This window comes from Olleya sp. Ti.3.14, assembly GCF_038154885.1.
In the GTDB taxonomy this organism is placed as follows: Bacteria; Bacteroidota; Bacteroidia; order Flavobacteriales; family Flavobacteriaceae; genus Olleya.
In genome coordinates, this window is sequence record NZ_JBAKAO010000003.1 from 79,062 (window position 1) to 102,966 (window position 23,905).

Genomic DNA, 23,905 nt, shown 5'->3' on the forward strand with positions numbered 1-23,905 from the left:
TGTATTAAAAATATAGGCCAAAAAAGGTGTAAAAATTAGCCATTTTAAATACGTAAAAGACATGCTTTTAATCCACTAAAAAGTGGTAGTTTATAATTTTGTGCTATTTTTGACACATTAAACAAAATAACTAATACAAAACGTCACGCATCATAAAGATTAGACGTTTAAAAACAACTACCTAACCAGTAGTGGTATAGATAATAATCGCTAATAGTAATCATAAGTATGCAACCCAAATTAAAACAGCACATCGTAAAAGTCATGACAATAGTAGTTTTGGCTTTGTCATTAAGCAGCTGTGTGAGTAATAAAGAAATTTTATACTTTCAGGACGCTAACCAATATAACCAAACTAACGTACAGTATCAAGAAAACACCATTCAGCCTAACGATATATTAGCAGTAACTATAAGTGCTGCCATACCAGAAGCAGCCATTCCGTATAATAAAAATGCAAATGCAGCTGCTACAAATATGAGTGTGGATTTATTAAAACTGCAAGGGTATTTAGTAAATCCGGAAGGGTTTATAGCCTTGCCAGTGTTAGGTAAAATTAAAGCCACACAGCTTACCAACTCGCAACTAGAAAACCAAATTGTGGCACAACTAGAAAATGGTGGTCACCTAATTAATCCTATTGTAACCGTTAGATTGCTTAATGCTAAAGTGACTGTTTTAGGTGAAGTCCAACGTCCTGGAACCTTTAGTTTTACTGAGCAGTACATTAGTGTACCTCAAGCCTTAGGCTATGCTGGCGATTTAACCATAAACGGAAAGCGTAACGATATTTTGTTAATCAGAGAGGTGGACGCAACACGTAAAATTACACACATAGATTTGACCACCACCAATTGGATGGACAATCCAGAATACAGACTAAAACCTAACGACGTGTTAGTGGTACAACCTAATCGTGCTAAAGTAAAAACAGCAGGTTACGTAGGTAATGTAACAACAATAGTAGCAATTGCATCGGTAACCCTAAGTGCTATAATTTTATTGACTAGATAAAAAGACTATGGATAATTACCTAGAGCAACAAGACACACAGGATCAGCAAATAGACTTAAAAGGGATTGCTAATAAGTATTTAGCCTATTGGTATTGGATCGCTTTAAGCGGAATAATAGCCTTAATTATAGCCTTTTTATATTTACGTTACACACCTGATAGCTACAAAACTGCTGCAAAAATTAAGGTATTAACTGAAAAAGAATCGACTGCCTTAAACCTAGACTTAGATAAATTATTAGGTAAAGGAAACGTTAACCTTGAAAACGAACGTGCAGTATTGCAATCCTTTAGATTAAACCGACAGGTGGTTAATCAATTAAATTTACAGGTGCAATATTTTCAGTCTGGTCGTGTCAATAAATCCGAAGTCTTTAACGCACCTTTTAAAGTGGTGTTTGAACCAGAATTAGCAAAACCAGATGCCGAATTAGATTTTCAAATTACACTTCAGGATAAAGGTTATAAATTAGTAAACCTGGAAACCGAAGCAACCTTACAAGTCCCAAACTTCTATTTTGAAAAGCCAACGGTTGATTTTCCGTTTACCATTCAGCCTGCAAATGCACAAAGTTTAGTAGCTAATGATAATCCAGTGTACGAGGTTAAAATTAGTAGTCAAACACAAGCGACTCAAAACTTATTGGAAGCCATAAAAATTGCACCTGATGGAAAGGATAGTGATATTTTAATATTAAGTCTTGAAGATCCAAGTAAGCAAAAAGCACAACAGGTTTTAAATACTTTAATAGAAGTCTATACACAGGATGGTATTACAGACAGACAGGAAGTGTCTAAACGTACTATCGCGTTTATTGACGAAAGGTTTACGTATCTAACTACCGAGTTGGACTCGATTGAAGTCGCAAAAGGCAGCTACAAACAAAACAATAACCTAAGTATTTTTGAGGCAGATGCAGCATCTGTGATTCAGAAAAAATCAATTAAAGACGAACAACTTTTTGAAGCCGAAACGCAATTACTGTTAGCAGATGTGTTGGACAAAAGCATAACAAGTAACCAAGACATAAAATTATTACCAGCTAATATTGGTTTAAATAGTGGTGCAGTAAATACTTTGGTTAGCGATTATAATGCTGCAGTGTTAGAATATAACAAATGGAAAGCCACAGCAGGAGACAATAACCCAAGGGTTAAGATTTTAAAAGCGTCTATTACAGATTTAAATAACAACATACAACGCTCGTTATCTGGTTATAAAACCCAATTGCAACAGTCCTTATCGCAAAATAAACGTGCACAAGGCTTAGCGCAACAGTCTTTTAAAACCTTACCGAGTAAAGAAAAAATATTACGTAGCATAGAGCGTCAACAAATCCTAAAAGAAAACCTATACTTACTATTATTACAAAAACGCGAAGAAGCAGCAATTACTATGGCTGTAACTGCAGCTAATGTAAAAGTGATAGATTACGCGATTACCAACTCGATTCCTGTAGCACCAAAACGTAAAATAGTACTGTTAGCTGCATTGTTGCTAGGTTTAGGACTACCAATCGGTATTTTGTATTTAAAGTTTTTAACCAATACTAAAATTTACACGAGTAAAGATGTTGAAAATATTAATCCTAATACTGCAATTGTTGGTGAGATTCCGGTAATTCCTAATGCTAAACAAGCCATAAAATTAACCTCAGGAAACACACAAACTGAGGAAGCCTTTAGAACCTTAATCCATAACCTAAACTTTACGTTGCATAACACAGTGTCAAATCAAGGTCAGGTTATTGCAGTAACGTCTTCGGTTAAAGGCGAAGGGAAAACAACAGTGGCATTTAATATCGCACAAACCTATTTTCATTTAAAAAAGAAAGTCTTGTTAGTTGGTGCAGATTTGCGTAATCCTCAATTACACACCTTAATTGGAAGCTCTAAAGAGAAAGCTGGATTATCTAATTATTTAAGTAATCAAACCAATAATTGGCAAGAGACTTTAGTCCATATGGATGCTAATAGTAATCAATTTGATTTACTATTGTCAGGACCAATTCCGCCAATGCCAACGGTTTTATTATCAAGTGTTCATTTTAAAGCGTTTTTAAACGAAGCAAAAGCACAGTATGATTATATTATTGTAGATACAGCACCAACCTTATTAGTAGCAGATACGCTAACGTTTATGGATGGGATTGATTATACAGCTTATGTGGTGAGATCTGGTGTGACAGAAAAACCATTAATTGAATATTCTAAAAAATTAGTAGACCAGAAAAAGATTAAAAACATGGGTTATATCATTAACGATATTGATTTTAAAGGGTCGTATGGTTATGGTTATAATTATGGCTATGGTTATGGTTATCATGCCGAAACGGTTAAGAAAAAATGGTATCAGTTTAAAAAATAGAACAATAATATCGCCTTAAAAAGGTTTGTAAAGTAACTCCCTAAACTATTAATAGCGCAATATAGTAACTAAGTTAAAATAGTAACTTGATGAATATTAAATCGCTATTACTACACATTGCTGTAGCTAGTACATTAGTCATGTACAAAGCTGTAGCGCAAGACAAACCACACGTAAAGCTAGCGTTGGGTGTCAACATTATTAATAACTATCCATACAGCAGGTTACCTTGGGCAATAGACAAGTTAGACTTTGCAACGCCTTTTAATTTAGGCGTAGACTACCAGTTAAATCCTAATTGGAGTGTTGGTGTTAATGTGTCCACAAATACGTTAAAAACACCCAAATCCAATGCGAGTTTGTTTGCAGTACAAGCAGATGTTAATTATTATATTATCCCAAATACAGCAAGAGATTACAAGGAGTTATACGTGTTTTTAGCAGCAGGAAAATATACGTACGCTAATACAGACGCACTTATAGTTGGTCCAGGTTTAGGTATTAGTTATTGGCTGCTTCCTAAAATGGCTATTAATATCTCAGGACGTGCCAACGTTGCAGTTAAAAATAACAGTCCAGAAGTGGGTAGCTATTACCAATGTAATATTGGTGTCATCTGGCGATTTACAGATGGGTTTTAAGTGAAATAAATAAGCCTATATAGTATCTAAATAACAAAGACAGTAAAGGCACTACCACAATCACAACCAAAAGCAACAGAAAGAGAAACTATAAAAGCAAAAGCAAAAGCAAAAGTAACAGGATCACAAAACCAAAAGTAACAGCAAAAAAGGTAGAGTATAAAACAAAAAAAGCACGTCTTAACGACGTGCTTTTTTTTATATATAATTAAAAGTATGAAAGGTTAATCAAACAGAAAACAACAAAAACGAAAGTAATGCTATTTTCTATTATCTACTGACTAACCACTTATTACTACAATTTATTTAAAAGCATTTAATCCAGTCACATCTAATCCAGTAATTAATAAATGGATATCATGTGTACCTTCATAAGTAACAACACTTTCAAGATTCATCATATGTCTCATAATGCTGTACTCGCCACTAATTCCCATACCACCTAACATTTGTCTAGCATCTCTAGCAATTTTTAAAGCCATATCTACATTATTACGTTTCGCCATAGATATTTGTGCTGAGGTAGCAGTACCATTTTCACGCATAACACCTAATCGCCAAGCTAATAATTGAGCTTTGGTAATTTCGGTAATCATTTCCGCAAGCTTCTTTTGTTGTAATTGGAATTGTCCAATAGGCTTACCAAATTGCATACGTTCTTTACTATATCTTAAAGCGGTATCGTAGCAATCCATTGCTGCTCCAATCGCTCCCCAAGCAATACCAAAACGTGCCGAATCTAAGCAACCTAATGGTGCACCTAATCCAGATTTGTTTGGTAATAAGTTTTCTTTTGGTACTTTAACGTTGTCAAAAATAAGCTCGCCTGTTGCAGACGCACGAAGGGACCATTTGTTATGTGTTTCAGGAGTTGTAAAGCCTTCCATGCCACGTTCTACAATTAAACCATGGATACGTCCTGCTTCATTTTTAGCCCAAACTACAGCGATGTTACAAAATGGCGAATTTGAAATCCACATTTTTGCACCATTTAATAGGTAATGGTCTCCCATATCTTTAAAGTTGGTAACCATGCCTCCAGGATTACTTCCATGGTCAGGCTCAGTTAAACCAAAACTTCCAATCCATTCTCCACTAGCTAATTTTGGTAAGTATTTTTGGCGTTGTGCCTCGTTACCATATTTCCAAATAGGATACATTACTAACGACGATTGTACTGAGGCAGTACTACGTACACCAGAGTCACCACGTTCTATCTCTTGCATAATTAAACCATAAGCAATCTGGTCTAAACCTGCACCACCATATTCCACAGGAATATAAGGTCCAAAAGCACCAATATCTGCTAATCCTTTAACAATTTGCTTCGGGAATTCTGCTTTTTGAGCATACTCCTCAATAATAGGAGAGACGTCACGCTTAACCCATTCACGAGCAGCATCACGTACTAATTTATGTTCTTCAGTTAAAAGTTCGTCAAGATTATAGTAATCTGGCGCTTCAAATAAATCTGGTTTCATTTAAGTCTGTATTAAAAATAAACTATTCGTGTAGCTTATTGTTTCAATCACAAAAATAACGAAATCGTTTTCAGAACACAATATTATATCAAAAATTAAGGCAAATTTTTACGAATTCTTTTATTTACTCGCATATAATAACATATTTAGCATTTTAGCATAAATCCTTATAGTAACAAATCAAACCCAATAGTATCAAACCAATGTCACAATTAGCAAAACCAATGTCACCCTGAGCGCAGTCGAAGGGTCTCTAATAAGCCACCAAACCCAATTACATTTTAAGATAAAAATCTTTAGTTAACGCAATATAATCATCAGTATATTGATGTCTTGTGGTTTCAATAACCAAGGTCTCGGTTTTAATTTCGCTTTCGCGGAAAGAAAAGGCTAGCAAGCTTCTTTTAACATCCGAAGTAGGCGTGCCTTTAACATGTAAAATGTTATTAGGAAACAAATTAACTTTAGACGCTAGGTCTATAAAGTGAGCCTCTTCTTTAAAAGGAATAACAACCGTAAAAATACCAGTTTCAGACAATAGTTGAGCAGTACAAGCAACTAAATGATCAAACGGTAAAGCATCTGTAAAACGTGCTAAGTCACGTTGTGTATTGTCAGATTTATAATCCTCAGCGTAAAACGGAGGATTGGAGGTAATTAAATCGTATTTGTCCTCAATTTCTTCAGTAAATTCAGCTAAATCGGCATGATAACAAAATAAGCGATCAGCCCAAGGTGAAGTTTCAAAATTTTCCACACATTGCTCGTAGGCATGTTCATCTATTTCTAAAGCATCAATTACTTGTGCGTTGCTACGTTGCGCTAGCATTAAAGCTAAAATTCCTGTGCCTGCACCAATATCTAAAATGGCAAAAGGATTGGTGTCTAAAGGTGACCAAGCACCAAGTAAAACGCTATCAGTCCCAATTTTCATGGCACATTGATCTTGTTGTACAGTAAATTGTTTAAATTTAAAAGGCTTGCTCATATGACGTTATCCTAAATGTATTGAGGATCTCTTTAGTTTTGGATGTGATATTGAAATAAATTCAGCACAAAAAAATTAATCTTCTAAATATAAGTCAATCAAGCCTTCTGGAGTATCTACAAAAATAGTTTTGTTTGGTTTATCCACTTTAGAAATAAACTCATCATTCATTGGGATTAAAATCTCAATACCATCTCTGTCAATTTCAAATAACGATTGTGCTGTGCTGTCATTAACGGCTTTTATAATGCCAACAGTTCCAAAGGTTTTGTCTTCAACTTTAAAGCCTATAATTTCATGAAAATAAAATTTATCGTCTTCTAGTTCTGGTAAAAAACTTAGCGGTAAGTATATGTTGCTTTTAATTAAACTATCAGCATCAGCTTCGGTATCGACATCTTCAAATTTTACACGAAGTAATTCAGATTTATGTAATTGAGAGCTTTCAACAAAAAACGGAACCAATGAACCACGTAAATCTATTAACATAGAGTATAAGTTTTCATAAAGTCCAGGCTCATCAGTATCTAGTTTTATAAGGAGCTCGCCTTTAAAACTATATTTTTTAACAATTTTACCTAAAAAGAAACAGTCTTTAATATCCATAACAAAAGTTTTTTGCATAAAAAACTCCGATAAAAATTATCGGAGTTTAAAAGTATAAAAAATAATTTTTATTCTTCTTCTTCGTTAGATGCTTTTGCATCTTCAGCAGGAGCTTCTTCTACAACTGGAGCGTTAGCTGCAATTCTAGCTTCATTAGCTGCTTTTTCTGCTTCAAAAGCTTTAGTTTTAGCATCAGCTTGCGCTTTTGATAAACCGTCTTTTTTAGCTTCTACTTTACTTGCTTTTTCATCTAACCAAGCTGTAAACTTTGCTTCAGCTTGCTCTTCTGTTAAAGCACCTTTTCTAACACCACCTGCTAAATGGTTTTTAAGCATAACACCTTTGTAAGACAAAATTGCTTTTGCTGTGTCAGTTGGTTGTGCACCATTCTGTAACCATTGTACAGCGCCATCAACGTTTATTTCGATAGTTGCTGGGTTTGTGTTTGGATTGTAAGCACCTAATTTTTCTAGGTATTTACCATCTCTTTTTGCTCTAGCATCTGCTGCTACGATCCAGTAATAAGGTTTTCCTTTTTTACCGTGTCTTTGTAATCTAATTTTTACTGGCATAAATAATTAATTTGTAAGGTACGCGACCTCTATTATTAATAAGCTGCAAAGATACTATATTTTTTTAATTTTCAACTTTTTAAAGTAATTCTGTCAAATAAAATAAATTATTCTATTTTTGGTCTTGTATAAAAGTAACGATAATGAAAAAAATAACAATTTTATTAGTTGTATTATTAACCTTGACATCTTGTAGTGAGGATTTAGTCTTTAATAATCCTGCATTTATAGGATATAATGATGGTGAGTTATGGGAAGCAACAACCTATAGAGCTAATGTTGATGGCTCAGGAAATTTAACAATTACTGGTATTAGAGGTTTAGAGACTATAATACTTAAAACAAATGATACTGCCGAGACTTTATACCTTTTAGGTAATACAACATCATCTGCAACTTATGAAAATGAGTTTGGTGATTTTTATTCAACTAATAACGTGCCTGACCCAGATTTACAAGTGTATCCTGCAGATGGTAAAATAAATATTTCTGATTTTAATATTATTGAAAGAACCGTTTCTGGAACGTTTACTTTTAACGTATTTGATAGTTCTGGTACACAAACAGAAAACTTTAATAAAGGGTATTTTTATAATGTGCCAATTTTAAGCATCGGAACCGTAGTATCGATAGATCCTTTAGTGGCTTGCCAAAATGCAACAGCAGTAGCGTTGACCACTCAAACTAATTACGAAGCAGTAGATATTATGTCTGCAGATTATCCGCAAGTATGTAACTTTTATAAAACTGCATTAGAGAATAAAAAGCAACAATGTGGTGATACAGATGGATCAATACAAGATTTAATAGATGATTTAGGAGATTGTACTAATTAATCACCTTTAAATGATAATATTTAAGCCAACGCATTAGCGTTGGCTTTTTTTTTGTTAAATACTCTTAAGGCTATCACAAACCCTGTTAAATCGCTTGACAACAGCTGTCATTTGTGCTATATTGTAATTGTAGATGTCAAACAATATGCATCTTTAAAAAATATATTGAAATTTAAATGATCAAAGATATTATGAATTACAGCGAAAAAATTTCAAACAAGTTAAACGAATTATTAATTAAAAATTATGATGCCGAAAAAGGGTATTTAAATGCAATTGATAACGTAGATAATAATGAATTAAAAATGTTTTTTAAAAGACGTGCCTCAGAGCGTAGCGCGTTTGCAAAAGAACTAAGAACTGAAATCTTGCAATATGGACAAATCCCTGAAGATTCTGGAAGTTTTAAAGGAACCATGCACAGAAATTGGATGAGCTTAAAATCAACCTTTACTTCAAATAATGAAGAAGCAATCTTAGAAGAAGCAATTAAAGGTGAGGAAGCCAGTCTTGAGGAATATGATAAATTGTTAAAAGAAAATAATTTGCCTCCAACGATAGATAGCTTAATTGCTAAGCATAGAAATGCAATCCAAGCAGCAATTAATACCGAAAAAGTGCATGAAGAATTAATCTCATAAATGCATAATTATATTATAAAAAAAAGCCAGCATTTACATGTTGGCTTTTTTTGTTTACAACTGTTTGCTAATTCGCTTTATAAAAATATAAATTCTATGTACTTTTATAGGCTCGTATTTTTCAGCACAAACTTCAAAGAAATCACAGCATGTACTTAATATTTGATACCGAAACCACAGGATTACCTAAGCGTTGGGATGCACCAATTACTGATACAGATAATTGGCCTAGATGTATTCAAATTGCTTGGCAATTACATGATGAGATGGGTAATTGTATCGAGCATCAGGATTATTTAGTACAACCAGAAGGTTTTAATATACCTTATGATGCTGAAAAAATTCATGGTATATCTACAGAATTAGCTCAACAACAAGGGATTCCGTTATCTGAAGTTTTAGAAAAATTTAATGTTGCGCTTAGTAAAACCAAGTATGTAGTCGGTCAAAATGTAAAGTTTGATTTAAATATTATGGGAGCGGAATTTGTTCGCGAAAGCGTAGAAAACCCATTGCAAGAACTTCCGGTTTTAGATACTTGTACAGAGCAGACTGCAGAGTTATGCGAGATTCCAGGTGGACGTTATGGTAAATTTAAGTTGCCAACTTTAACAGAGTTGCATCAGTTTTTATTTAATCAGCCTTTTGCAGAAGCGCACAATGCAACAGCAGATGTTGAGGCAACAACACGTTGCTTTTTAGAGTTAATAAGATTAAAAAAATATACAAAAGAGCAATTAGACGTTCAGCCAGAGTATTTTGAGCATTTCAATAAAGCAAATCCGCAAACAATTCAGCTTATAGGATTAAAGCATATTAACCTTAAAAAGGAAAGTGCTAAAATCCAAGCGCAATTACAAAAGCAGAATACAAGTGAGATTTCTTCTGCCGAAATTAAAGAAAACATCAAAGATCTGCAATCTGTAGATTTTGTTCATTTACATAATCACTCGCAATTTTCAGTTTTACAATCTACTATTAGTATTACTGATTTGGTTGATTTGGCAGCTGAGCAGGACATGCCTGCAGTAGCACTTACAGACCATGCAAACATGATGGGAGCCTTCCATTTTGTAAAGGCTATTAACGGTCATAACAGAGCTATAAAAGCTAAAAATGCAGAAGCAGAAGCGAGAGGAGAAACACCTAAAGCCAAAGAAATAAAAGGGATTTTAGGATGCGAGTTTTTTGTTTGCGAAGATCATACTGATAAAAGTAGAAAGGATAATGGGTATCAAATTGTCCTAATTGCTAAAAATAAAAACGGATACCACAATTTAGCTAAGCTATCATCGCATGCGTTTGTTGATGGTTTTTACTATTTACCACGTATTGATAAAAAATTAATCGAGCAGTATCGCGAAGACTTAATCTGCCTAACAGGAAACTTATATGGTGAGGTGCCAAGTAAGGTTTTAAATGTTGGAGAAAGTCAAGCTGAAGAAGCGTTGCTTTGGTGGAAAGACTTATTTCAAGACGATTTGTATATAGAGCTTATGCGTCATGATCAAGAGGACGAAAATCGTGTAAATCCAACGTTAATCAAGTTTGCTAATCAACACAATATTAAGCTTGTTGCAACTAATAATACCTATTACGGAAAACAAAGCGATGCTAATGCACACGATATTTTATTGTGTGTTAAAGATGGCGAAAAACAATCAACACCAATAGGTAGAGGTCGTGGTTACCGTTACGGTTTACCAAATCAAGAGTATTACTTTAAGTCCTCTGAAGAAATGAAGGCTTTATTTAGAGATATTCCTGAAGCGATTACCAATATCCAAGAAGTTGTAGATAAAATTGAAGGATTTGAGCTTGCTAGAGACGTGTTATTGCCAGCGTTTGATATTCCCGACGAGTTTAAACATGTCGATGATGAGGTAGATGGAGGAAAACGAGGAGAAAATGCTTTTTTAAGGCATTTAACCTTTGTTGGAGCTAAAAAGCGTTATGGAGAAGAACTGTCTGAGGAAGTTATAGAACGATTAGATTTTGAACTTTCAGTTATTGAAAATACTGGGTATCCTGGGTATTTCTTAATTGTAGAAGATTTTATACGCGAAGCCCGAAAAATGGATGTTTCGGTAGGACCTGGACGTGGTAGTGCTGCAGGTTCTGTAGTAGCGTACTGTTTATGGATTACAAATATTGATCCTTTACTATATAACTTACTTTTTGAGCGTTTTCTAAATCCGGATCGTGTAAGTATGCCAGATATTGATATCGATTTTGATGATGAAGGTCGCTCACGTGTCATGGATTATGTAATAGATAAATATGGTGCAAATCAAGTTGCACAAATTATTACTTATGGTACTATGGCTGCTAAAAGTAGTATCAGAGATACAGCACGTGTATTAGATTTACCACTTTTTGACGCAGATAGGATAGCAAAGTTGATTCCTACTATGTCTAAATTGAAAAAGATTTTTGGACTATCTGAAAAGGAATTGGGTCAAAAATTTAGAGCGGAAGATTTAGAAAAAATAAACGAGCTTTTTAATATTTCGGAAGGCGATAATTTAGAAGCCGAAACAATAAATCTTGCTAGAAGCCTAGAAGGTTCTGTAAGAAATACAGGGATTCACGCTTGTGGTGTAATTATTACGCCAGATGATATTACTAAGTTTGTACCTGTATCAACAGCAAAAGATTCAGACTTATATGTAACCCAATTTGATAACTCTGTAGTAGAGGATGCTGGATTACTTAAGATGGATTTCTTGGGATTAAAAACGTTAACCTTAATTAAGGATACCGTTAAAATTGTAAAGGCTAAACATGGGATAGTTTTAGATCCTGACACTTTTCCTTTAGATGATGTCAAGACTTACGAGTTGTTCCAGCGTGGAGAAACGGTTGGTGTTTTTCAATATGAATCTCCGGGAATGCAAAAACACTTAAAGGATCTTAAGCCTACCGTTTTTGACGATTTAATTGCAATGAATGCACTGTACAGACCTGGTCCAATGGAATACATACCAAGTTTTGTACGTAGAAAACATGGTGATGAGGATATTGAGTATGACTTACCAGCAATGGAGGAGTACTTAAAAGAAACCTACGGAATTACAGTATACCAAGAACAAGTAATGCTTTTGTCACAAAAGTTGGCAGACTTTACAAAAGGTGAAGCCGATGTCTTGCGTAAAGCAATGGGTAAAAAACAAATTGCGGTTTTGGATAAAATGAAACCAAAATTTGTAGAGCAAGCCAGCGCAAAGGGACATGATCCTAAAAAGTTAGAAAAAATTTGGAAGGATTGGGAAGCATTTGCAAGTTACGCCTTTAACAAATCCCACTCGACGTGTTATGCTTGGATTGCATACCAAACAGCATATTTAAAAGCGCATTATCCAGCAGAATATATGGCTGCTGTACTGTCTAATAACATGAATGATATTAAGCAGGTGACCTTTTTTATGGACGAGTGTAAGCGTATGAAGTTACCAGTACTTGGTCCTGATGTTAACGAGTCTTATTATAAATTTTCTGTAAATAAAGACAACGCTGTGCGATTTGGTATGGGAGCCATCAAAGGTGTTGGACATGGTGCAGTAATGACTATTGTTAATAATAGAAATGAAGATGGACCATATACGTCAATCTTTGATTTAGCTAAACGTATAGATTTACGTGCAGCTAATAAAAAAGCATTTGAAAATTTAGCGTTAGCAGGTGGATTTGATGAGTTGGGAGACACACATCGTGCACAATACTTTTTTAAAGATGGTAGTGAGTTGACCTTTTTAGAAAAAGCAATTAAATATGGTGCTAAGCATCAAGAAAACGAAAATTCAGCTCAAGTCAGTTTGTTTGGAGGAGAGAGTGATGTGCAAATCGAAGAGCCTGTAATCCCAGAGTGTGACACTTGGGGAACAATGGAAAAATTATCCAGAGAGCGTGAAGTGGTTGGTGTCTATATTTCTGGGCATCCTTTGGATGATTTTAGAACAGAAATGAAATCGTTTTGTAATGGTAAAATCTCTGATTTTCATGATCTTAATCCGCATGTTAACAAAGAAATTACCTTTGGAGGAGTAGTAACAGATGTACAACATCGTGTTAGTAAACAAGGTAAAGGTTGGGCACTATTTACTATTGAAGATTATACGGATTCTTTTGAATTTAGAGTATTTGGAGAAGAGTATTTAAAACATCGACCTTTTTTATTACAAAACACATTTGTACACGTTAAAGCATTTGTTAGAGAAGGATGGGTGAATAGAGATACAGGTAAAAAAAGTGAGCCAAGATTACAGTTTAACAGCTTTCAGCTGTTGCATGATGTTATGGAAAAAAATGTCCGTAAAATATCAATTCAATTAAATATTAAAGAGTTAGAGGCAGAAAAGATTCATTATTTAAAAGAATTAATCTCAATGCATCCAGGTAATCACGCGCTTAACTTTTTAGTTTATGATAATAGAGATAAAATTAAGTTAACTATGATTAGTCGAAAACAAAAAATTAAAGTCACTAATGAGTTGCTTAATGAGTTGCAAGAACAACAGATTCATTTTTTAATTAATCAGTAAATAAATAAAGGTTTGTTTTACGTTTTAAAATCATTAACATAAGTCAAACCAATACAGCAATAGTTAAAACAAATTGTTTGGTTGTAAGCTTTGGTAATATTTTTGACTAATATTGCATATTAACACGTAGTAAAACACAATTAAAACATAATATTATGGCATTAGAAATCACAGATGCAAACTTTGAAGAAACAGTATTAAAAAGCGATAAGCCTGTAGTAGTAGACTTTTGGGCAGCTTGGTGTGGACCATGTCGTATGGTTGGACCAATCATCGATGAATTAAGTACTGAGTATGAAGGTAAAGCCATCGTAGGAAAAGTAGACGTAGATGCAAATCAAGAATTTGCAGCAAAATATGGTGTACGTAACATCCCAACGGTTTTAGTATTTCAAAATGGTGAAGTAGTAGGACGTCAGGTAGGTGTAGCACCAAAAACAGCTTACGCTGAAGCATTAGACGCTTTATTATAAGTCAATGTTATTAAAGTATTGATAAAAGGTTTGCTGTAATGGCAAACCTTTTTTACTTTAGTTGAAACTATAATAAATGCCTAAATAAATTAAAGGCTTTATTTTATAGTGATATTAAACTTTAAGATTTAAACGATCAAAATTATAAAAAATGAGTAAAACAATAAAAGTACAAGATGCTATTGATGCTAAACTTTTAGAAGAGCGTAAAGTGTTTCTTTGGGGAATGGTAGATGATAAATCGGCAAAGCATGTTATAGATAGATTGCTGTATTTAGATAGCTTAGATACAAAAGATATTACATTATACATTAATAGCCCAGGTGGTTATGTAACCTCAGGATTTGCAATGTACGACTGCATAAAAAGTTTAAAAAGCGACGTCTCTACAGTATGTACAGGACTAGCAGCATCAATGGGTTCAATATTACTGTCTGTTGGAGCAAAAGGAAAACGTTTTATTCAACCACATGCAAGAGTCATGATACATCAACCAAGTGGTGGTGCACGTGGTCAAGCAAGTGATATTGAAATTACAGCTCAAGAAATTGTTAAAACAAAAGAGCTAAGTGCTCATATTTTAGCAGACAACTGTGGTCAAACGTATGAAAAAGTAATGAAGGATTTTAATCGTGACCATTGGATGGGAGCGGATGAGTCAGTTGCTTATGGTATTGTTGATGGTATAGCTGAGTAATGAAACTACAAGACGAACTTAATAAAGCAGGAGGATTTAAAAACCTCGAGCATTTGGCAAAACAAGTGGTCGAGGGTTTTATATCGGGAATGCATAAAAGTCCGTTTCATGGTTTTTCTGCAGAGTTTGCAGAACACAAAATTTATAATCAAGGTGAAAGCACACGTCATATAGATTGGAAGCTATTTGCTAAAACAGATAAACTGTATACCAAACGGTATGATGACGAAACTAATTTACGTTGTCATATTATTTTGGATAATAGTAGCTCTATGCATTATCCAAAAATGGACAACTACGCTTTAGAAAATTTAAATAAGATTGCTTTTTCTGCGTTAGCCTCAGCAGCTTTGATGTATATCTTAAAAAAACAGCGAGACGCTGTTGGACTAAGCATATATAGTGATGCATACGATTTTTACGCATCAGAAAAAGGTAGCGAGCGTCATCATCAAATGCTAATCCATCAATTGGAAGAAGCAGTTAAAGCAGACCCTAGGACTAGACAAACAGATACCTATGTGTATTTGCATCAAATAGCAGAGAAGATACACAGACGCTCTTTAATATTTGTGTTTACAGACATGTTTCAGGCTTCAACAAATCAAGAGAAGTTATTTGAAGCTTTAAGACATCTAAAACATAATAAGCATGAGGTGGTTTTGTTTCATGTGCATGATAAAAATAAGGAAGTTGCTTTTGATTTTAATAATAAGCCCAAAAAATTTATTGATATAGAAACTGGAGACTACGTCAATTTATATGCAGACCAAGTGAAGGATAATTATAAAAACGAAGTTTTAAATTATTTTAATGATTTAAAAATGAAATGTCTGCAATACAAGATTAAATATGTTAATGCTGATGTAAATCAGACGTTTGACAAAATTTTGACTACGTATATGATCGAGCGCGAAAAATTTATTTAAAAAAAAATAAAAAAAAGTGAAAAAAAAGTGAAAAAAAGTTTGCGACATTGATGAAGAAGTGTATCTTTGCACTCGCAATAACGCAACGGTCTGGTAGTTCAGCTGGTTAGAATGTCGCCCTGTCACGGCGAAGGTCGCGGGTTCGAATCCCGTCCAGACCGCGAAAATTGCTAAAAGCTCCGATTTATCGGAGCTTTTTTTGGCAATAAAATTTAGTTGTGTTGTTTTGATAGATGTAGTAGTCTATCAAACTGGTAGAAAGCTAGTCAAATAGCTTGAACCGATGGAAAGCTTTCCTTTTTTCTTCTAGAAAATTGGGATGCTTTTTTGTTTTAGACCACTTCGTCTATGTTATTTGCTTTTCATCGAATTATTTACTACTTTTACTCTATGTTATGATATTTTCGTCGGGCTTTAAAAGTTTCCCTCAAATATTACCTCTATTAAAGCTAATTAATTAATCTTCTTGGACATACAAATAATTAGTGTGTGATTTTGGTAAGCTATAGTATTAGCTTACTGTTAGTATATTTAAATTTTAAAATTAATATATAACTCAAAATTAACCTTAAATAATTATTATTATGAAATCCCTAAAAATTACATTAGTAGCAATCTTTTCTATCGTATTATTAACTGGAGTAAGCGCTTTAAACGATACAACACCAAATAAAGAAAACTCTAATACTGAAGTTAAAAAAGTAGATATTAAGTTGCTTGCAACTAATGGTATCAAAAAAGATAAAGTGCCATCTCAAGGATAGGCTATTGTTTTATTGGCATAGTGTTTTATGCATTGAAAAATTATCAGTGCTATGTATACCTATATTTATCTATTTTATCCTAAATTTGGTTTTACCTTAATTTTGTAAATAGATTGATAAAATATTTTCCATTAGTAATTTTACTTTTTGCTAGTCTTGGTTTTAGTCAGAGTTCCGACTCAATATACTATTACAGAAACTTAGCTAAAAATGATCAAATAACTACTGAAGATAGAATTACCTATGCTAAAAAAGCAATTACATTATCCGCTAAAACTGATAGTGACTCTACTTTATTAAATAGTCAAAGGGTCTTATCTTTTTTATACATTATTGATGGGCAAATAGATAATATCAAATCAATAAACCTTGATAATTTATCTCTTGCTAAAAAAATAAAAGATTCGGTATCAATAGCAAATGCATACTATAATCTAGGCTACTCTTATGGTAAGACACAAAAAGTTGATAGTGCTTATTATTATTACTTCAACGCAGTTAAGCTTTATGATAAGTTAAAGGATTTTAAAAATTATGCTGCAGTTTTATTAAATATGGCTAATATCCAAGAGTCTGAAAGAGATTATATTGGAGCACAAAATAATGTAATTAAGGCTATTAATGTTGTTGATAAGCTTCAAAAAAACGACTATAATGTAGATACAGAATGGTCATTATATAACCTTATTGGTATAATATCTGGAGAGCTTCAGCAATATGATAACTCAATAGAATATCACAACAAAGCGATTAATAGTAGTAATAAACTAAAGGATAATTATTTCTACAAAATCTATTCTAACGTAAATATAGCTTCGACTTATCGAAAAAAAGGGGATTACAATCTTGCTATTGATAAGTATAATCAAATTTTAAAAAGTAGTAAACTGTTATCAGAGGATGCTTCGACTTATGCTTATGTAATAAACGATTTGGCGTACTCTAAATTCTTGCGTGGTAAGGATTCTAATAAAGAAATTGAAACCCTTTATAGACAAGCGTTTAGGCTTAGCGACTCCATTTTAGATAAAAATATAAAGATGTCTGTTAGTCTTAATTTTTCAGACTATTTTAAAACCATTAATCAACTTGATTCTGCAGCGATGTATTCTACTACAGCATATACTTTGGGTAAAGAGTTAAAGCATAATAAGACTATTTTAAAAGCGCTTTATATTAAGTCTGAAATTGAAAAAGGTGAAGCTTCTAAAAAATATCTCTTTGAACATATTAGACTAAATGATAGTTTGCTTTTTGCAGAACGATCAAGTCGAAATAAATTTATGAGAATTGATTATGAAACGGAAGAAATTAAACAAGAAAACCAACAAATCTCACGTCAGCGCTTGTGGTTACTTATTGTTTCTGGAGGGCTATTATTTACATTGTTTTTTCTGTACATTATTAAAACCCAACGTGAAAAAAATAAAGAACTACAGTTAGAACGACAGCAGCAAGAAGCTAATGAGGAGATATACAAGCTCATGTTATCTCAGCAAGATAAAATTGATGAAGCAAGAAGTTTAGAAAAAAACAGAATATCTAAAGATATTCATGATGGTATATTAGGAAAACTTTTTGGAGTAAGACTTAGTTTGGATGGTCTAAATTTAAGCGTAAATAAAGAGGCTATTGACAAAAGAAGCCACTATATAAGCGAGCTTAAAAATATAGAAGAAGACATCCGTAAAGTATCCCACGAACTAAATACCGACTTTATAAAACAATCTGGTTTTTTGGATATTGTAAAGACTTTGGTTGATGCACAAATGAATGCTTATAAAATAGAGTACACCTTTTATGGAGACGATAGTATTGATTGGGATGCATTAAATAATAAAGTAAAAATTCACCTGTATCGTATTTTACAAGAAACGATGCAAAATGCATATAAACATGCTGAAGCAACTAAGGTGGATATTTCATTTAAAATGGAAGCTAATGCATTAGTTTTTTGCATTTCGGATAACGGAAAAGGGTTTGATACACATAAAGCTAAAAAAGGCATTGGAATAAAAAATATAGAGGATAGAATACAAGAAATTAATGGCGAGCTTAAAATAAAAAGCCATGAAAAAACTGGCACTAAAATTATAATTATTGTCCCTACAATTAATAATTAACCTATGGAAAGTAAAGTATTAAAAATATTAATGGTTGATGATCACCCAATGATTATTGAAGGTTATCAACACACATTGTTAGCTACTAAAAAAGAAAATCAAATATTAGAAATTGATATTGCTACGGACTGTGATTCTGCTTTAGCAGCAATAAAAAAATCAAAAAATATTGGAAAGCCCTACGATATCTATTTTTTTGATATTAGCATACCTCAATCCTCAGATGGTATTTATAAATCAGGAGAAGATTTGGCCAAACATATTAAGCAGACACAACCAGAAGCTAAAGTGGTTATTTTAACCATGTTTAATGAGGTTTACAGAATACACAATATAATTAAAACAATAAATCCTGAAGGGTTTTTAATTAAAAGTGATTTAACATCAAGCGAGTTAGCTAGTGCTTTTGAGGTTATCCAAACAAAACCGCCATTTTATACAGGAACAATAAATACTATAATTAAACGAAGCATCTTTAATCCTATTGAAGTGGATGAGATAAATCACAAAATGCTTTACTTTTTGTCATTAGGTATTAGGACAAAAGATTTAGTAGAGCCATTAGGTATTACATTAAGTGCAATTGAAAAGCGTAAAAAAAATCTTAAAGAATTATTTATTGTGGACGACGGTAAGGACGAAACGCTTATTAGCATAGCTAAGGAGAAAGGCTATATTTAATTTTAAATGTTAAATTTTAATTTTTTTTAGCTGTCAAAAATCTTTCAAACAACTTAGTATTACTAAAACTTGCGGTTTTAACCACAGTAACGTTGTGGTTTTAACCACAATAGGTAAATATAAGATTATATATATTTGTTATATAACTTAGTATAAAGTTAATCATTCCCTTCAAACTTCTGTTTGATTAATAGCATTTACATTTACACACTATAAAGCAACATTTAAGGATGTTGCTTTATCTTTTTTATACCATTAGGTGTTTATATTCCCAAAACGTAGCAATAAAATATCCAAAGTATACAATAGCTACTATAAACTTTAATAAGGTTCCTGTTATAAATCCTAAAAACGATCCAAACGCAGCCTTTAATGCCTGATTATTATTAGCATTATTATATTTTTCACCTATAAAAGCACCAATAAATGGACCAATAATTATACCTGCTGGAATAGGCGAGAATAAGCCAATAATCAATCCAATAGTTGTTCCAATGACTCCAGATCGACTACCACCAAATCGTTTGGTACCAATTGCAGGAATAAAATAATCTAAAGTAAATATAGCTATAGCTACAATACCTGTAATTACTAAAAACATTGTGTCATTGGGTACAGCTGTAGTCATATATAAAAACAATAAGCCAATCCAACTTAATGGAGGACCAGGAATAATAGGTAATAAGCTGCCAGCTAATCCAAATAATATAAACATTAAACCTAACAGGCTAAATAAGATATCCATTTCTTTATTTTATTAATAAGACTGATTAAAAGAAAGATTGTTACAATTTTATAACTAAAAAATTAGTTTAAACTATATTTTTAGTTATATTTGAATCATTCAACTAAAAAGTTAGTTTAAAAAAATGAAAGCACTTACCAAAGCAGAAGAGGATATTATGCAAGTTTTATGGCAGCTAGAAAATGCTAATGTTAAACAAATAATTGAGTTTTTACCAGAACCTAAGCCAGCATATAACACAGTGTCCACCATTGTCAGGATTTTAGAATCTAAGGGGTTTGTAGATTATAAAAAACAAGGTAAAGGACATATTTACTTTCCTGTTTTAAAAAAACAAGATTATAGTAATCAATCGATTACTAAATTGGTGGATAATTATTTTCAAGGTTCGTTTAAAAGTATGGTTTCTTTTTTTGTTAAAAAAAATGATATTAGTTTAAACGAGTTAGAGACCGTATTAAAGGAGATTAATAAAAAAGAATAGTCATGATAAGTTATTTGTTTCAAAGTATTTTATTTCAGTTATTATTTTTAATAGTCTATGATTTGTTTTTAAAAAGAGATACTTTTTTTAGTCACAATAGGTTGTATTTGTTAATTACATCTTTATTGTCATTAGTTATTCCGTTTATTAAAATAGACAGTTTTAATACACTGCTAGATAGCAATTCAATTATTGTGTTGCCAGAAATTGTTTTGGGCAGTTTAAACAATCAATCTAATACAAATTATTCATATGACACTGTAGTCTCACTAATGACAGTAGCTAATGGCTATGTTTTAATCACATTAATAATTTTTAGTGTTTTTGTAATAAAGCTAATTAAGATTTTAAAATTAATCCATCAAAACCCAAAAACAATACAAGATAATTTAACGATTGTCCATTTAAAAGATACAAACACAGCCTTCTCTTTTTTTAATTATATCTTTTTAGGAGATACATTAACAACCACTCAGAGGCAATCTGTTTTTGAACACGAAAAGATACATGCCAAACAAAAACACACCTTTGATTTGTTGTGGTTTGAGGTCTTAAAGATTGTGTTATGGTTTAATCCTTTAGTGTATTTATATCAAATCAGAATTAGTAATATTCACGAATTTTTAGCGGATCAAAATGCAGTAAAATTCAATAAATCGGAGTATTATCAACAATTATTGCAGCAAGTTTTTAATGTTAAAACGTATGCTTTTATCAATCCATTTTTCAATCAATCATTAATCAAAAAACGAATCATTATGTTACAAAAATCAAAAACAAAACAGACGCATTTAGTTAAGTATTTATTATTAATTCCTATGGTTTTAGGAATGTTAGTCTATTCATCTTGTTCCAACGAAAGTGAAGCAACCAAAGACCCAATAGTAAATATACAGACCGAAACATTAGATATAAACAACAGTAAGCAAATAGGTGTAGACCTGCCATTTTCTGCTATTGATCAATCCCCTTTATTTGAAGCCTGTAAAACGCTTGTTGACAAAGACCATCAAAAAAAATGTTTTTCAGATCAAGTATCTAATCATGTCCTAAACAATTTTAATACTAAATTAGCTGATAACTTAGATTTAAAAAAAGGAATCACGAAGGTATTTGTAAGTTTTAAAATAAGTAAAACAGGAGAGATTATTGATGTCATGTCAAGAGCAGAACATCCTGATCTTGAGGCAGAAGCCAATCGTGTAATAAATAATCTACCTATATTGACACCTGGTATGCATGAAGGTAAAGCAGTAGATGTTGTTTACGGTTTACCAATCGCGTTTAAAATTAAATAAATGAAAACCTTTAGTGTCATAGTCAGTATTTTGTTATTTGTTAGTGTTAACGCTCAAACATCCATTCTAGAGACTGCAGATAGTTTATATAATCATGGAAATTACACTAAAGCAATCCAATTTTATAATCAGTTAGATAATACTGCAGATTATACGGATAAAATAGCCAAATCCTATCAATATTTAGGCAACTATGACCAAGCAGTAGGCTACTATAATAAGGCAGTATTAAATAGTCCAAATAATCTTTTATTTAAGTTTGAATTAAGTAAATTATTGTTTCAAAATGGTCAATTAGTCCAAGCTAAAAACCATTTGATGGACCTAATAAAAGCAAATCAATCTAACCCTAATTACTACTATTATTTAGGGTTGGTTGGTAATGCTTCAGACGATTTTGAAACTGCTCAGAAAAATTTTTTAAAAGCCTTTCAACTTGATCAAACACATCAAAAAGTAATTTTTGAACTGGCTAAATACAGTCTCCAAAAAAGAGCATTTAAAAAAGTTGAAGATTATATAAACATAGGGTTAGAAACCTATCCCAATAACAAGCAATTAATAGGACTTATTGCTCAAAAATACTATTTAAATAATGAATACCATGAATCCATAAGTCAATTTTTAAAACTCTTAGATTTGGGCGAAACAACTAAGTTTGTTTACGAAAAATTAGGGTATTGTTATGGTAAAGTTTACTACTACAGTAAGGCTGTGAAATATTTAGACTTAGCTTTAAAGTTAGATCCAAAGGATGCTAATAACCATTATTTATTAGGTATTAATTATGAACAAATCCGTGAATATGATTTAGCCGAAAAGCATGTTTTGGAAGCAATTAAACTGCAGGACCAATCCTTGGATGAGCAGTATGCTAAATTAGGCGTTTTGTACAATTTACAAGATAAACCAGACCAAGCTATTCAGGCTTTTACTAATGCAATAAAAGAAAATCCAAAGTCAGAGTCCAATTACTTTTTTAGGACGTTTACAAAATTGGATTATTTTAAAGACCTTGACGCTAAACAAAAAGAGGTTGAAAAGTACATTAATCAATTTCCAGACAGTAAATATTCAGAAATATTAAAGGTTAAATTAGCGACGTATAAAAGCGAAAAATTTCAAAATAAAACCGAATAAATTAATGTTGTTAGATCATCGGTATAATTGGATTTTTATCTAGGATTTTTATCTTAAATCAAATTTATTAGTATAATTAATAACTTTGTATGAAAAATACTATATATTGAAATGTATTAAATTTTTATAATTATGAAAAGATGTCTACCCGTGATTTTTGCTTTATTAAGTTTTGCAAGTATAGTAAATGCACAAACCGCTAATGATTGTAAACAAACCTGCACAATTGATAAAATAGTTTACGAAACTGCTTTTTTAGGTGTTCAGTTTGGTAGTCCATGTGATAAAGAAAGTAAAACAGATCAAGGTGTTATTATCTTAAAAGTAATAGATAATACTGCTGCTGCAGAAAACAACTTGCAACCCTACGACTTAGTTTTGGCAATAGACGATTTAGAAGTAAATAGAAGAGGTGATGCTATGAATGCTGTAAAAGCTTATCAGCCTTTTGATACTGTAAAGTTAACGATTCAACGTGACGGAAAAATAAGTGTAAAAACAATCACATTAGGTGCTAAATCATCTAAAGTAATTCAAGAGGAAGTGTGCTGCGATGCAATAACAACTACCTTATCTAAACAAAATATTAGTCTATATCCAAATCCTGCAGTAAGCCAGTTAAATGTAGCTTTTAAAGCGGTCCTTCAAGGCGAGTATAATTTTGCTATTTACATGACCAATGGTGTACTTGTTAAACAATACAAAAAACGCTTTACTAAAGGTGATTTAAACGAAGTATTAAATGTAGATAAATTAGAGGATGGTGTCTATGTATTAAAAATTTCAAAAGACAATACAACCTATTCTAATCTGTTTGTAGTTAAAAGAAATTAATAACATACCAGTTTCTGTCATTTAAAAAAGTTGTACTTTTCGGCTATAT

At 32.3% G+C, this 23,905-nt stretch carries 21 protein-coding genes and 1 tRNA gene; 17 read left to right on the forward strand and 5 right to left on the reverse strand.

The annotated features are described in order from the left end of the window. Positions 1–264: 264 nt before the first annotated feature. From V6251_RS06555 to V6251_RS06565, 3 genes are all read left to right on the forward strand, one after another. Positions 265–1,014, forward strand: a complete 750-nt coding sequence (locus tag V6251_RS06555; protein ID WP_341587504.1) for a polysaccharide biosynthesis/export family protein — start codon at positions 265–267, stop codon at positions 1,012–1,014. A gap of 7 nt (positions 1,015–1,021) precedes the next feature. Beyond that, entirely contained in the window at positions 1,022–3,382 is a 2,361-nt protein-coding gene (locus V6251_RS06560) for a polysaccharide biosynthesis tyrosine autokinase (protein WP_341587505.1), read from the forward strand. A gap of 89 nt (positions 3,383–3,471) precedes the next feature. Then, positions 3,472–4,023, forward strand: a complete 552-nt coding sequence (locus tag V6251_RS06565; RefSeq protein ID WP_341587506.1) for an outer membrane beta-barrel protein — start codon at positions 3,472–3,474, stop codon at positions 4,021–4,023. A 302-nt stretch (positions 4,024–4,325) separates the two neighbouring features. Here the strand turns inward: V6251_RS06565 and V6251_RS06570 are convergent, their stop codons facing one another. The 4 genes from V6251_RS06570 to V6251_RS06585 form a co-directional block, all read right to left on the reverse strand. After that, positions 4,326–5,504, reverse strand: a complete 1,179-nt coding sequence (locus V6251_RS06570) for an acyl-CoA dehydrogenase family protein (RefSeq protein ID WP_341587507.1) — start codon at positions 5,502–5,504, stop codon at positions 4,326–4,328. A gap of 274 nt (positions 5,505–5,778) precedes the next feature. Beyond that, positions 5,779–6,492: a tRNA1(Val) (adenine(37)-N6)-methyltransferase gene (locus V6251_RS06575; RefSeq protein WP_341587508.1), complete on the reverse strand. Its 714-nt coding sequence runs from the start codon at positions 6,490–6,492 to the stop codon at positions 5,779–5,781. A gap of 75 nt (positions 6,493–6,567) precedes the next feature. Beyond that, entirely contained in the window at positions 6,568–7,098 is a 531-nt protein-coding gene (gene rimM / locus V6251_RS06580) for a ribosome maturation factor RimM (protein ID WP_341587509.1), read from the reverse strand. A gap of 68 nt (positions 7,099–7,166) precedes the next feature. Next, on the reverse strand, positions 7,167–7,670 hold the full coding sequence (locus V6251_RS06585) for a 30S ribosomal protein S16 (protein ID WP_145004023.1): 504 nt from the start codon (positions 7,668–7,670) through the stop codon (positions 7,167–7,169). 143 nt (positions 7,671–7,813) lie between these two features. On the opposite strand from V6251_RS06585, the gene V6251_RS06590 reads away from it, so the two are divergent. The 10 genes from V6251_RS06590 (at position 7,814) to V6251_RS06635 (ending at position 19,355) form a co-directional block, all read left to right on the forward strand. Continuing rightward, positions 7,814–8,506 carry a DUF6252 family protein gene (locus V6251_RS06590; protein ID WP_145004020.1) on the forward strand — a complete coding sequence of 231 codons (693 nt, stop codon included), beginning with the start codon at positions 7,814–7,816 and terminating at the stop codon, positions 8,504–8,506. Between the two features lie 191 nt (positions 8,507–8,697). Then, positions 8,698–9,147: a ferritin-like domain-containing protein gene (locus V6251_RS06595; RefSeq protein WP_341587632.1), complete on the forward strand. Its 450-nt coding sequence runs from the start codon at positions 8,698–8,700 to the stop codon at positions 9,145–9,147. A 149-nt stretch (positions 9,148–9,296) separates the two neighbouring features. Beyond that, positions 9,297–13,688 (forward strand): DNA polymerase III subunit alpha, encoded by a 4,392-nt coding sequence (dnaE, locus tag V6251_RS06600; RefSeq protein ID WP_341587510.1) that lies wholly within the window; start codon positions 9,297–9,299, stop codon positions 13,686–13,688. 116 nt (positions 13,689–13,804) lie between these two features. Next, positions 13,805–14,161: a thioredoxin gene (trxA, locus tag V6251_RS06605; protein WP_261375478.1), complete on the forward strand. Its 357-nt coding sequence runs from the start codon at positions 13,805–13,807 to the stop codon at positions 14,159–14,161. 151 nt (positions 14,162–14,312) lie between these two features. Next, positions 14,313–14,858, forward strand: coding sequence for a ClpP family protease (locus tag V6251_RS06610; RefSeq protein WP_341587511.1), 546 nt, complete (start codon positions 14,313–14,315; stop codon positions 14,856–14,858). Then, a complete protein-coding gene (locus tag V6251_RS06615; protein WP_341587512.1) occupies positions 14,858–15,787 on the forward strand; it encodes a DUF58 domain-containing protein in 930 nt (309 codons plus the stop codon). Before V6251_RS06610 ends, V6251_RS06615 begins: the two co-directional genes overlap by 1 nt. An 87-nt stretch (positions 15,788–15,874) precedes the next feature. Continuing rightward, positions 15,875–15,948: transfer RNA gene (locus tag V6251_RS06620), tRNA-Asp, on the forward strand. A gap of 423 nt (positions 15,949–16,371) precedes the next feature. Beyond that, the gene (locus V6251_RS06625; protein WP_028283267.1) at positions 16,372–16,551 is read left to right on the forward strand and encodes a hypothetical protein; all 180 of its coding nucleotides are present in this window, start codon (positions 16,372–16,374) and stop codon (positions 16,549–16,551) included. A gap of 113 nt (positions 16,552–16,664) precedes the next feature. Beyond that, entirely contained in the window at positions 16,665–18,674 is a 2,010-nt protein-coding gene (locus V6251_RS06630; protein ID WP_341587513.1) for an ATP-binding protein, read from the forward strand. 3 nt (positions 18,675–18,677) lie between these two features. After that, positions 18,678–19,355, forward strand: a complete 678-nt coding sequence (locus tag V6251_RS06635; protein ID WP_341587514.1) for a response regulator — start codon at positions 18,678–18,680, stop codon at positions 19,353–19,355. 247 nt (positions 19,356–19,602) lie between these two features. Here the strand turns inward: V6251_RS06635 and V6251_RS06640 are convergent, their stop codons facing one another. Further along, positions 19,603–20,100 (reverse strand): DUF456 domain-containing protein, encoded by a 498-nt coding sequence (locus tag V6251_RS06640; RefSeq protein ID WP_341587515.1) that lies wholly within the window; start codon positions 20,098–20,100, stop codon positions 19,603–19,605. Between the two features lie 124 nt (positions 20,101–20,224). Here V6251_RS06640 and V6251_RS06645 point away from each other — a divergent pair, with 124 nt between their 5' ends. From V6251_RS06645 to V6251_RS06660, 4 genes are all read left to right on the forward strand, one after another. Then, positions 20,225–20,584 (forward strand): BlaI/MecI/CopY family transcriptional regulator, encoded by a 360-nt coding sequence (locus V6251_RS06645; RefSeq protein WP_292947998.1) that lies wholly within the window; start codon positions 20,225–20,227, stop codon positions 20,582–20,584. 2 nt (positions 20,585–20,586) lie between these two features. Then, positions 20,587–21,882 (forward strand): M56 family metallopeptidase, encoded by a 1,296-nt coding sequence (locus tag V6251_RS06650; RefSeq protein ID WP_341587516.1) that lies wholly within the window; start codon positions 20,587–20,589, stop codon positions 21,880–21,882. After that, complete coding sequence (locus V6251_RS06655) at positions 21,883–23,022, forward strand: tetratricopeptide repeat protein (protein WP_341587517.1); 1,140 nt, start codon at positions 21,883–21,885, stop codon at positions 23,020–23,022. It begins immediately after the preceding gene. Between the two features lie 132 nt (positions 23,023–23,154). Continuing rightward, positions 23,155–23,856 carry a PDZ domain-containing protein gene (locus tag V6251_RS06660; protein ID WP_341587518.1) on the forward strand — a complete coding sequence of 234 codons (702 nt, stop codon included), beginning with the start codon at positions 23,155–23,157 and terminating at the stop codon, positions 23,854–23,856. Positions 23,857–23,905 lie beyond the last annotated feature (49 nt).